A 12600-nucleotide genomic window follows, 5' to 3' on the forward strand; every position below is an offset into this window, starting at 1 on the left:
ACGCATGGAGGAAAATCTGAAGAAACACCTTTGGTGGCAGGAAGGAGTCATTTATCAAATTTATCCCCGGTCGTATCAGGATAGCAACGATGACGGTATTGGCGATTTGCCCGGTATTCTCCGACGGCTGGATTACCTGAAATGGCTGGGTGTAACGGCGGTCTGGCTTTCGCCCATTTATCCCTCACCAATGGCCGACTATGGCTATGATATTTCAGATTATCAGGGCATCCACCCGTTGTTTGGCACCCAGGCCGATTTCGATACCTTGCTCGACGAGGTGCACAAACGGGGGATGAAACTGATTCTGGATCTGGTACCCAATCACACTTCCGATCAACATCCGTGGTTTCAGGAGTCCCGTTCCTCGCGCGACAATCCGAAGCGCGACTGGTACATCTGGTGCGATCCAAAGCCGGATGGCTCGCCCCCCAACAACTGGCTCAGCGTATTTGGCGGTCCGGGCTGGGAGTGGGACGAAGCCACCGGGCAATATTATTACCACGCTTTCTTGAAAGAACAACCGGACCTGAACTGGCGGAATCCGGACGTGCGCAAAGCCATGTTTGATGTCATGCGGTTCTGGCTCAACAAGGGCGTCGATGGTTTTCGGGTGGACGTGATGTGGCATATGATCAAGGATGATCAACTGCGCGACAACCCCACCAACCCGGATTACCAGCCGCATATGGCCACCTATGAGCAGCTTTTGCCGGTTTATTCCACCGACCAGCCCGAGGTACATGCGCTGGTGACGGAGATGCGCCAGGTGCTAGACGAATACAACGAGCGGCTGATGATTGGCGAGATTTACCTGCCCATTCATCAACTGGTGGCCTATTACGGTATCGACGGCAAAGGAGCGCACCTGCCTTTCAATTTCCAGTTGTTGCAGTTGCCCTGGGAAGCGCCCAAAATTGCGGCTGCCGTTGCCCAATACGAAGGGGTGCTGCCCGATGGCGGCTGGCCCAACTGGGTGCTGGGCAACCACGATCAGCCCCGAATTATCAGCCGGGTAGGGCGGGAACAGGCCCGCGTCGCTGCGATGATGCTGCTGACCCTGCGCGGTACGCCCACCATCTACTACGGCGATGAAATCGGGATGCGGGATGTGCCCATTCCGTTTGAGGAGGTGCAGGATCCGCAGGGCCTGAACATGCCCGATAAAAACCTGAGCCGCGACCCGGCCCGGACGCCCATGCAGTGGAGCGCCGAACCCAATGCCGGTTTTACCACCGGAAGGCCCTGGCTTCGGCTGGCCCAGAATTTTAACCGCGAAAACGTTGAAATTCAGAAAATTGATCGCTTCTCCATGCTTTCGCTGCATAAACGGCTGATTGAACTGCGGCAGCGGGAACCCGCGCTGACGGTAGGCGATTACAAGCCGGTATATGCCGATACGCAGTTGATGGCGTATATCCGGGAGGCTCCGGGGCAGGCGCGTTTTCTGATTGTGTTAAACCTGAGCCACCGGCCGGGTTATTTTAAACTAAAAGACCGTTCGATAAGCGGTACTATTGAGATTGCGACGTACCCCGAACTGGAAGGAATGGTAGTGAGTGAGCGTATTAACCTGGGAGGGGACGAAGGAATCATTGTGCGGCTTGATGACTCTATCCCTTCATGAAAACGATTGGTGCCAATTATACCGGAGACGGCCGCTGTATTTTTACGGTTTGGGCTCCGGAAAAGAAATCAATGACGTTACTGCTCCTTGACCCATCAGAACGCGAAATTTTGATGGATCGTGGTAAATGGGGCTATTTCAGCGTAGAACTAACGGACATTAAACCGGGAACACGGTATTATTTTAAACCGGATGGCGGCAAACCGTACCCCGATCCGGCGTCGCATTTTCAACCCGAGGGCATACATGGCCCTTCGGCGGTGGTCGATCAGGGCGCCCATACCTGGCAGGATCAGAGCTGGCGGGGGCTGTCGTTTCAGGATCTGATTCTGTACGAACTGCACGTGGGTACGTTTACGCCCGAGGGCACGTTTGAAGCCATCATTCCGCGTCTGGACGACCTGGCGGCCACCGGTATCAATGCGCTCGAACTGATGCCAATTGCGCAGTTTCCCGGTGTTCGCAACTGGGGGTACGACGGGGTTTATCTGTATTCAGTACAGGATTCGTATGGCGGACCGGCGGGACTGAAAAAGCTGGTGGATGCCTGCCACGCCCGCGGCATGGCGGTTTTTCTGGATGTGGTTTATAATCACCTGGGGCCAGAAGGCAATTATTTCGATCAGTTTGGCCCGTATTTCACGGAAAAATACTGCACGCCCTGGGGCAACGCGATCAATTTCGACGAAGAATGGGCGGATGGCGTCCGGGATTATATTTCCAATAACCCCCTGCACTGGTTCGAGCATTACCACATCGACGGGCTGCGTTTTGATGCCATTCACGAGGTTTTCGATATGGGGGCCGTTTCCATCTGGGAGCTGATTCACACCACAGTCAAAGTTCTGGAGCGCCGGTTGGGCCGGTCGCTGCACCTGGTGGCCGAATCGGACCTGAACAGTCCGAAAGTAATCAAAACACCGGAGGCTGGCGGGCTTGGCTTCGATGCGCAGTGGCTCGACGACTTTCACCACGCCCTGTACGTTCTGCTCGACAAGGCGGGCCGGGACCGGTATGCCGATTTTGGCCGGATGGAACAACTGGCCAAAGCCCTGACCGACGGTTTTGTCATGAGCGGGGAGTATACGACGTTCCGAAAACGGAAATTTGGGGCTTCGTCGGCCGGTATTCCGGGCGACCGCTTTGTGGCATTTAACCTCAACCACGATCAGGTGGGCAACCGTGTTAGCGGAGAACGTTTGTGTCACCTGATTGATTTTGAGCGGCAAAAGCTAGCCGCAGCCGTGTTGCTGCTGTCGCCGTATGTGCCCATGCTGTTTATGGGGGAAGAATACGCCGATGAGTCGCCGTTCTTTTATTTTGTCGATCACTCCGACGCGGACCTGATTCATGCCGTAAAAGAAGGCCGGAAGCAGGAGTTTGCCGCGTTCAGTTCCGATACTGAACCGCAGGATCCGTTCGAGATAGAAACCTTCACGAAGTCAAGAATTCAGTGGGAAAAACGGACCGAGGGTAAACACCGCATTATTCTGGAATGGCACCGGAAGCTGATTGAACTGCGCCGGACGGAAGCGGTATTGAAAAATGTCGCCAAAAACGATATCCGCGTAACGGTACTGGGGCAGGCGGGTCTGGTTGTACACCGGCAAAGCGTTGGCGGCTACGATTACCTGATCGGATTGTATAATTTTTCCGATGAGGAAGTGTCGTACGAATTGCCCGGCTGGGTGCTGGGCTGGACCAAATTGCTGGATTCAAAGGAACCGCAATGGATGGAAAACGGCGACGACAGTTCAACGCTTCTGCCTGCGCAAGCCAAACCCGGTCAGGTGGTTACCCTGCCGCCCTGTAGCGTAACGGTTTATGCCGGTCAGGTGCAGCTGCCGGTCGATGCCCCGGTTTGACAGGCCGCATTCCTGTACCCACGGACTGGGCGGGGTGTCCGACGGTCCGTGGGAACGGGAATCAGCAAATTGCCTGAACCCAGTTCTCCTCTTCACAGTTCGGGCACTTCCCTGCGTCCTGGGTACCGGCTGGTTGCGGGTTGCCGCAATGGTAACAGACGTACCGGTCAGACTGGGGCGACTGCTGGCTGATGAATTCGGTATCCCATTCGGGCAGGATTGAAAGTCCGGGTTGCGGCTCCGGCTGTTTGATCAGCGTAAACGAACCATTGGCTTCCATATACAGGCGTTTGATCATACCGAGGTGGGTCAGCCCTTCCGAGCGAAGCTGGGCAAACAGCAATTCGCGCGCTACGCGGGAGCTTTGCATATTTTTCAGGTGCATGACCGAATTTTCCACCAGTGTAGCGGCAATGCCCTGCGAAATGCCTTCAAAATTTTCGTTCTTAGCCGCCCAGTACGACATCAGGCGCTGAATAAAAACCACGACCAGTGCAATGATCACGGCGGGCAGGAGGCCCCGGCTGGCGTCGAGAATCGGCACCCCGATAGCCGCAGCCAGCGAGATCATGGCTGCCATTTCGTTGCGGCTGAGTTGCGATGCCATGCGCCGGCCCATGAGCCGCATCGACCCCACCAGAATGAGATAGACGGCGGTTGCACGCAGCAGAATTTCAAGGTAAAAACTTACGGGCACTTCGCCCACCAGAATCCGCATCCAGTCGGATAAGTGTATTGCTTCTTTTTCCATGTTTTTTTAAATGACAGCCCCTACCCACTGCTTCGCCTTACAATTGGGACACGTGCCGGGTGCTTCGTTTGTTCTGACGGTATAGCCGCAATTGTTACAGGCTACACTGGATTCCGCCGGGTGTTGATGAATGGTTTGAATTTCCGGATCGTTGGGTGGGAAAATTGATAAGCCCGGCCGGTCTTGCTCGTCTTCGTAAATGCTGAACATACCGTAGGCTTCCAGGTAGAGCCGCTTTACTTTGCTTAGGTTATACACATTTTTATTTCGTAAAGCCGCAAAAACCTGCTGGTGCGAAAGCCGGTTTTTGGCCATTGTGTGCAATTGAATGATTCCGTCTTTAACCAGCATCGTTTCCGTACCCTGAATGACCTGTTCGGCTTTGTTGCTTCTGAAGCCCCATAGGTTGGTTACACGCAGAAAAGTCAGGGCGCACAGCAGGGCCAGAACGCCCGATAACAACCCCCGATCGGGTAATTGCATAGCCGGTGAAACGATGGCCCCCAGTGTCAGCATAACGGCCATTTCCAGATTGGTTAACTGGCCGTTCATTCGTTTTCCCAAAAGCCGCAGAATAACAAGCAGTAGGATGTAGATTAGGGTGGTTCGGATAAATACCTCCAGCAAGAATTCGGCTGGGGCATTGCCGATCAGAATGCGCTCCCAGTCGTTTAAAAAAATCTCCTCCTTTTTCATATCCCCCTAACTCGCTGTCGAGAAAAAATGATTGAAATTTTATGGGAAAAATTAGGGTGATGGGCGAAATAGGATAATTCGCAGATTGGATAAGCCCGGACAATAGATAAATAACAAAAAAAAAGCCAGACGGCTGCCGGATGAGTTAGTAAGGTAATCAGCTATCCGATCCATGAAAAAAATAATTATCCTCTGTTTTTTTCTTATCACCGCCTGTCAGAACAGCAAAACCGAATCCTCCAAAAAAGATGCTCCTCCGGTTCCGGTTCCAACGGATTTTATTCAGGAGCTCTGGTATAAGAACAGCCTGATTTACAGCGTCGATGTAGAGGTTTTTAAAGACACCGACGGCAATGGCTACGGGGATTTTAAAGGCATTACCCAGCAACTGGATTACCTCAAAAAACTGGGGGTTGATGCCATCTGGCTAGCTCCTTTTCAGCCCACCCCCAACAAGGACGACGGTTACGACATCTCCGACTTTTACGGTATTGACAAAAATCTGGGCACCGAAGCGGATTTTAACGAATTCATGCGGCAGGCCCACCAGCGCGGCATCCGGGTGTTGATGGATCTGGTCACCAACCACACCTCCGACCAGCATCCGTGGTTTCAGCAGGCCATTCAGAACAAAAATTCGCCTTACCGCTCCTGGTACGTCTGGTCGAAAGAACGGCCGGAGAAGTGGGACCGGGGCATGGTATTTCCCGGCGTTCAGAAAGATGTCTGGACGTTTAACAAACAGGCCGGAGAATATTATTACCACCGTTTTTATGAGTCGCAGCCGGATTTAAACATGCAGAACCCGGCGGTTTTGCAGGAAATGCGCAAGGTGATTAAGTACTGGCTGGATAAAGGAATATCGGGTTTTCGGGTAGATGCCGTGCCGTTCCTGATCGAGATTGCCAATGCGGACTTTGATCCGGATAACCCGGAGCATCAGTTTGATATGATCGCCCAACTGCACCAGTACATTCAATGGCATAAGAGCGATGCCATTCTGCTGGGCGAAGCCAACGTTGACCCCAAAGAGCAGGAACCGTATTTTGGTAAGGATGGACAGGGGATGCAGACCATGTTTAACTTCTTTGCCAACCAGCACCTGTTCTATGCTCTGGCCACCGGCGAAGTTAACCTGCTGGCCAAATCCCTGGAAGATACGAAAGACATTCCGCCGACGGCCCAGTGGGCACAGTTTCTGCGCAACCACGACGAAATTGATCTGGGGCGGCTCAGCGACGAGGAGCGCGGCAAGATTTACGCCCGCATGGGCCCCGACACCAACATGCAATTGTATAACCGGGGCATCCGGCGTCGGCTGGCTCCGATGCTCGGCAACCGCCAGTTGATTGATCTGGCCTACAGCTTATTGTTTTCGTTGCCGGGTACGCCGGTTATCCGCTACGGCGAAGAAATTGGTATGGGCGATGACCTGTCGTTGCCGGAACGGATGGCCATTCGGACGCCTATGCAGTGGTCCGGCGCGTCAAATGCCGGTTTTTCCACCTCGGCCAAGACGGTGCGCCCCGTTATCAGTCAGGGGGCGTATGGCTATCAAAAAGTCAATGTCGCCCAGCAACTGGCCGATTCGTCGTCTCTGCTGAACAAGATTACGAACCTGTCACGTTTGCGGAAAGACTGTCCGGAGATTGGCTGGGGGCAATGGGAACTGATCGACAGTGGTTCTCCGAACGTGCTCGCCATTCGTTACGACTGGGAAGGGCAATCGCTGCTGATCCTGCACAATTTCAAACCCGATCCGCAGAAATTGCGGTTTGACCCCGAAAAGAAAAATGGCCGGACGCTGGTGAGTTTACTGGACAAAACCGAAAGCAAGGCCGAAAACGACGGGAAGTTTCCGATCCAGCTGCGCGGTTATGGCTACAACTGGTATCGGTTAACGAAATAATCCCTCGTTTTCGGCCTGCCGGTTTGCTTTACCAGCGGTTATAGAGCGTGGCCCACTCCCGGAGCTGAGTTTCCTCGGCTTCGGTGAGTTGACCGGGCCGCAGACGCCATAGCCAGTTATTTTCTGTACCCGCCGGGGTATTGATCCGGGCGCTTTCGTCCAGACCCAGGAGGTCCTGCACCGGTAGAATCACGGTTTTGGCCACCGACGCATAAACCAGCTGCGCCAGGGCCAGATGCACATCCTTTTCGTTGACCGGTTTGCCCACGTACTGGGTCACTTTTTTCTGGATGTCTTTGCCTAAATCCTGACGGTACCAGCCCCGCGTCGTGTTGTTGTCGTGGGTGCCGGTGTAGGCAATAAAGTTGGTCGTGTAGTTGTGCGGAATGTGCGGAGACTGCGGCAATTCCTTGTGGAACGCAAACTGGATTACTTTCATGCCCGGCAACTGGAACGCATCCCGAAGTTCGTATACCGACTCGCTGATGTCGCCCAGGTCCTCGGCCACCAGCGAAAGCGTACCGAGTTCTTTTTCCAGCGCCTGAAAGAATTCCTTGCCCGGTCCGGGTTTCCATTCACCCTTGATGGCCGTTTTTTCGCCCGCCGGTACTTCCCAGTACTCATCCAGTGCCCGAAAATGGTCAATCCGCACCAGATCATACAACTCCGCATTTTTCTCAATCCGCCGAATCCACCAGTCGTAATTCCGTTCCCGGAGTCGATCCCAGCGAAACACCGGCATTCCCCAAAGCTGACCATTGGCGTTGAAGTAATCGGGTGGTACGCCCGCTACCGACACGAGTTTACCTTGTTCGTCCAGACTGAAAATGTCGGGCTGTGACCAGACATCGGCCGAATCGTAGCTCACGTAAAACGGCAGGTCGCCCAGCAGGTGGATTGCCTGATTGTTGCAGTAGGTTTTGAGCTGGTGCCACTGCCGGGAAAACATAAACTGCTCCCATTTGACTTTTTCCAGTGCATCGCCGTTTTGTTCCGAAAAGGCTTTCAACGCATCGGGTTGCCGCAAACGGTATTCTTCCGGCCACTGAAACCAGGCCTGACCCTGATGCTGTTCTTTCAGCGCAATATAAAGTGCGAAGTCGTTGAGCCACAGGTTTTCCTGTTTGCAAAACTGCCGGAACGGCTCGTGCAGGGCGCTATTCGCTCCGCTTTTGAAGGTCTGGAAGGCTTTTTCCAGCAGGTCTTTCCGGACCTTTTCGGCCCCCGCATAATCTACTTTATCCTTTATCGGAAGCTGGTAGGCTTTCAAATCCTCCTTCGTCAGCAAACCGTCCTGCGCCAGAACATCCGGACTCAGCAGGAGGACGTTCCCGGCCATGCTGGAAAAGGTGCTGTAGGGCGAATGACCCGTGCCTGATTCGGTTGGGTTGAGCGGCAGAATCTGCCAGTAATGCTGACGGCTTCGGCTGAGAAAATCCGCAAACTTCCAGGCTTCCGGTCCCAGATCGCCCACCCCAAAGGCCGATGGCAGGGAGGTAATGGGCAGCAATAGGCCCGCACTCCGGTCGGTCAGGCTGGGTTGTAAATGCAGCACCGCTAACGGCAACGTCTGGAAAAGGTCTTTCACGGCCACGCTGTCGGTGGACAAACCGCTGGTTTTGAGGAAAATGTTTTTCCACTCGACGGGCGCATCCGGTGGCAGCACCAGGCGCGTATCTTTCCAGTCCAAAGCCGTCACGGCCTTGTTTTGCTGCTGGCTCATGATGCCCAGATGGAGCGGCACGGCCACCACCACCCAGCTTTGGCGGTGCCGACGCGCAAACGCCAGCACATGGTCTTTGTAACGCCCTTCCACCGCCAGCGGAATGTATTGCCCCTGCGCAAAGAGTTCGGGGTGTTGTTTGCGTTCGTTCAGCAGCGCGTGGGTCAGCCAGAGTTTGATGCGCGCATCGTACCGGTTTTCCCAAAGGGTATTCAGCAGGGTTGGATCGGGTTCCGAATCCTCGGCGGTCAGTTCGTCCAGCCATTGCTGGCGTAGTTCGTAATTGACCGGGCGACGGTTATCGGGATCGACCAGGCTAAAATCCCACAGTTCGCAGCCCTGGTAAATATCGGGAACACCGGGGCAGGTTGCTTTAAGGATGACCTGCGCCAGCGAGTTGATAATGCCAAAATCGGCCACCTGCCGGTGAAACTTCTGAAAGCTTTTCCAGAACGGTTTTTTCGGGTTCAGCAACTGCCGGATGAAGTTTTTCATCGCTTCTTCGTAGTCCGTAGCCGGCGAATTCCAGTCGGAATGTACCTTCGCTTCCCGCATGGCTTTCTCCAGGTACTGTTCCATCCGGCTATCAAACTCATCGGCATCCTGACCGGGCATGGGATAGGCTCCCACTAGCGTCTGGTAGATAAAATACTCGTCGTTGGCGTCGGGCGCACCGTCCTTTTTCAATCCGGCATTGAGCTGCTGCCACTCCTGCACGGTTTTGATCCACAGATCGGGCAGGGAGCTCAGGGCATTGAGCCGCGCCCGAACGTCTTCTCCGCGTTTGGTGTCGTGGGTCGAGGTGCCGTTCAGGGCCAGGGGCCAGTGCTGCTGGCGTTCCTGCATGAGCCGGTGAAACTCAGTAGGGTCGGTGCCAAAGGCTTCCGGCGAATCGCCTACTTCGTTGTGCCCGATAAACCGGTTGTACGTATACATCAGCGTATCTTCGACGCCTTTGGCCATCAGCGGACCCGACACCTGCATGCAACGCTGGTAGAAAAAGGCCACCTGCTGGTTATAGGCTTCATCGCCTTGCTGCGGTTTTTTTAGGAAAACGTCTTCCAGCAGATTAATGGCGGTTTTCAGTTCCGGTTTATCGTTCCGGACCTCATTCAAAATCTCCTGAACGGCCGCAGCTTCGGTTTCGCTCAACGGGAACTGGCTCCCGTAATACCGGTAAACAGGGCAGTAAATCAGAAACGCGCCAATAGCCGCTTGTAGGCTGTCAGCTGGCAGGGCGGCCAGCGCGTTTTCCTCCACCAGATTCAGTTCCAGAAAATACCGGTACAGGTTGTCCAGTTCGCCCCCCATGTGCTGGTAAAGAATGGCGGCTTTTTTCTCCAGAACCTGCCGCTGAACGGGCGTTTTGTCGCCGGTGAGCTGTTGGTAAAACCGGGTGAAGGCGTCCTTGCCGGCCGGGTAGGTCAGTACGTTGTTGACCTGCGCCAGAAAATCGTAGCCGGATGTGCCCTGAATGGGCCAGTTGACGGGCAGTTCTTCATTCAGTTCCAGGATTTTTTCAACGACGATGTATGTTTCTTCGCCAACCAGTTCCCGCAGCCGTTCGAGGTACTGAGTGGGGTTGTACAGACCGTCGATGTGGTCAATCCGTAAGCCGGTGAATATCCCCTCTTCGAGCCAGCTTTTCAGTTGCTGGTGAAAGGTCGTGAAAACGGTTGCATCCTGGATGTTCAGGCCAATCAGACTATTTACCGTGAAGAAACGCCGGAAGTTGATCTGTTGCCCGGTTTCTTCGTACGACCCCAGTCGATATGCCTGTTCATCGGCCAGTTGCTGGAGTTGCTCCGGATTGGCATTAATCGCTTTCAGCCGGGCTTTGATATAGCTTTTGATTGTAGCGTTTTTCAGCAAAGCCGTAAACTGCTGGCGAAATTCGGTCATCGCCAGACCGTAGGCTTCCGGTTCTTCCACGAGCTGCACCTGCCGGATTTGCTCGATAAGCTGCTGAATAGCTTCCGGTGCGGTTTCGTCGGTTGTTTGCAGAATGGTAGGATAGGAGCGTAACCGTAAGGGATATACGGAATCATAATACTGAAACACCAGTCGGCCCTCCTGATACTTGACGGTAAGTTCCCGGCTTTTGATCACCTCTTCCAGCGGAGCGCCCAGAAACGGAACCACCGGCCGACCGTGAAAAACCCGACTCGTCAGGGCGGTATCAAAAAAAGCGGCAAAGCGCGACAACGGCCCTTTTTCCAGCACATCCATCAGCCAGGGGTTATGCGGATGAAACGCCATATGGTTCGGAACCGTGTCCTGAAGCCAGCCGATACCCAGATTACGGAGCCGCTTACTAAGCGTTTTAAGTTGATTCTCCGTGCCAATTTCCGGATCAACGCGCTGGGGATTGACCCCATCGTAGCCGTGCTGGCTGCCCGGTACCGATTCAAAAATCGGTGACGCATAAAGAGCGCCAATACCTAGCTTTTCCAGATAGGGGAGTATTTTTTCGACGTCTTTGAAAGTAAAATCCTTATGAAACTGAATTCGATACGTGGTAACGGGATTGTTCATACGTGTAAGTTAATCCGGCCTGCTTGTTATCGTCTCGGAACGAGGGCCTGTTGTATTGCCTAAATACGGACCTGACTAAATGGTTTGTAATCGGAAGGGGCGAATTAGCGAACGGCACCCTGGCCAGCCGCCACCACTGCCTGCATAAAAAGGCGGCAAGCAATCCTGTTGATCACCTGCCGCCTTTCGGGTCACTTTCCAGTGTTGCTTACTCGTTCTTGGCTCCTTCATTTACGGAGGTTTCCGCAATGTCGGTCAGTAGTGAGTCCGTTTTCTTTTCTTCAGCCAGTGTGGTTTCCAGCAGTTTAGCGGCTTCGGTATACCCCAGCACACCGGCCAGGGTTTTCAGCGTTCCGTACGAAGCAATTTCGTAGTGTTCGACTTTCTGGGCCGCCGAGATCAGGGCCACATCGCGCGTCAGCGAGCCATCTTCGGTATCATCAATGAGTTCTTCCGCTTCTTTAATCAGCCCTTCCATGGCTTCGCATTTCTTGGCCGATGCTTTTTCGCCCACGCCTTCGAACACCTGTTCCAGACGCGTAATTTGCTTTTCGGTTTCGGCCAGGTGCGTGTCGAAAGCCTCCCGCAACTGATCGGAAGTGGCCGATTTAGCCATTTTAGTCAATGCTTTGGTCAGGTGTTTCTCCGCCCAGTAGATATCCTTCAATTCGTCTACGAACAGCTCTTTCAGCTCACTTTGATCGGTCGTTTCTTTTGACTTTGCCATTGTTTTAAAGTTTGTTTACTTAAAAACTCTAACCGGCAAGCTCTTTATTTTGTTTACATTTTAAAATCAACCGGACCAGCCCGGCAACCACGCGGTGCCAGCAGAGTTTTACCCAGAAGGTCTGGAAAACAACGTTTTAAACTTGAATACGAATGAGTGAAGACTTGCACGGAAATGTTCCCGATTCTTTTCCCGTTGCCCTGCTGATTATTGACATGATCAACGATCTGGAGTTTCCGGAAGGGGAGGTATTTCTGGAACCGGCTACCCGGGCCGCCGAGAAAATAGCCGCACTGAAACAAAAAGCCCGCAACCTGAACATTCCGGTTATCTACGCCAACGACAACTTTGGCCGCTGGCGCTCGGATTTTACCGAAGTAGTAGAACACTGCCTGAACGACGGGGTACGGGGGCAGCCGCTGGCCGAACTGCTTCGCCCGGATTCGGACGATTATTTTGTGCTCAAGCCCAAGCACTCGGCCTTTTATGCCACTACCCTGGAAACCCTGCTGGAGTACCTGAAAGCCAAACGTTTAATCATTACCGGGCTCAGCGCCGATGTGTGTGTGCTTTTTTCAGCCAGCGACGCCTACATGCGCGAGTTTGAGCTGTATATCCCTTCGGACTGTGTGGCTTCCGGCTCCGCCGAGCACACGCAGGAAACCCTGGAATACGTCGAACGCGTGCTTAGTGCTGACACAACGCCTTCCGATCAGCTCGACCTGGGGGAGCTGTGCCGGAGCAGGGAATAACCGTCGGTACGGTAT

General features: G+C 53.8%; 8 protein-coding genes. 4 read left to right on the forward strand and 4 right to left on the reverse strand.

Annotation, left to right across the window (positions count from 1 at the left end; all coding sequences use genetic code 11):
* Positions 1–4: 4 nt before the first annotated feature.
* Both LX87_RS23905 and treZ read left to right on the forward strand, forming a co-directional pair.
* A complete protein-coding gene (locus tag LX87_RS23905) occupies positions 5–1627 on the forward strand; it encodes an alpha-amylase family glycosyl hydrolase (RefSeq protein ID WP_111630829.1) in 1623 nt (540 codons plus the stop codon).
* The gene (gene treZ / locus LX87_RS23910) at positions 1624–3492 is read left to right on the forward strand and encodes a malto-oligosyltrehalose trehalohydrolase (protein ID WP_111630830.1); all 1869 of its coding nucleotides are present in this window, start codon (positions 1624–1626) and stop codon (positions 3490–3492) included. The genes LX87_RS23905 and treZ overlap by 4 nt, the downstream gene beginning before the upstream one ends.
* 61 nt (positions 3493–3553) lie before the next feature.
* On the opposite strand, the gene LX87_RS23915 is transcribed toward treZ, so the two are convergent.
* A complete protein-coding gene (locus LX87_RS23915; protein WP_111630831.1) occupies positions 3554–4243 on the reverse strand; it encodes a DUF421 domain-containing protein in 690 nt (229 codons plus the stop codon).
* A gap of 6 nt (positions 4244–4249) precedes the next feature.
* The gene (locus tag LX87_RS23920) at positions 4250–4939 is read right to left on the reverse strand and encodes a YetF domain-containing protein (RefSeq protein ID WP_111630832.1); all 690 of its coding nucleotides are present in this window, start codon (positions 4937–4939) and stop codon (positions 4250–4252) included.
* Positions 4940–5111: 172 nt separating this feature from the next.
* Here LX87_RS23920 and LX87_RS23925 point away from each other — a divergent pair, with 172 nt between their 5' ends.
* Positions 5112–6848 carry an alpha-amylase family protein gene (locus LX87_RS23925; protein WP_111630833.1) on the forward strand — a complete coding sequence of 579 codons (1737 nt, stop codon included), beginning with the start codon at positions 5112–5114 and terminating at the stop codon, positions 6846–6848.
* Positions 6849–6876: 28 nt separating this feature from the next.
* Here the strand turns inward: LX87_RS23925 and treY are convergent, their stop codons facing one another.
* Together treY and LX87_RS23935 are read right to left on the reverse strand one after the other, a co-directional pair.
* Positions 6877–11106: a malto-oligosyltrehalose synthase gene (gene treY, locus LX87_RS23930; protein ID WP_111630834.1), complete on the reverse strand. Its 4230-nt coding sequence runs from the start codon at positions 11104–11106 to the stop codon at positions 6877–6879.
* A 208-nt stretch (positions 11107–11314) separates the two neighbouring features.
* Positions 11315–11833, reverse strand: coding sequence for a YciE/YciF ferroxidase family protein (locus tag LX87_RS23935; protein ID WP_111630835.1), 519 nt, complete (start codon positions 11831–11833; stop codon positions 11315–11317).
* A gap of 152 nt (positions 11834–11985) precedes the next feature.
* Here LX87_RS23935 and LX87_RS23940 point away from each other — a divergent pair, with 152 nt between their 5' ends.
* Positions 11986–12585: a cysteine hydrolase family protein gene (locus LX87_RS23940; RefSeq protein WP_111630836.1), complete on the forward strand. Its 600-nt coding sequence runs from the start codon at positions 11986–11988 to the stop codon at positions 12583–12585.
* Positions 12586–12600 lie beyond the last annotated feature (15 nt).

It is taken from the genome of Larkinella arboricola, from assembly GCF_003259745.1.
Lineage (GTDB): Bacteria > Bacteroidota > Bacteroidia > Cytophagales > Spirosomataceae > Larkinella > Larkinella arboricola.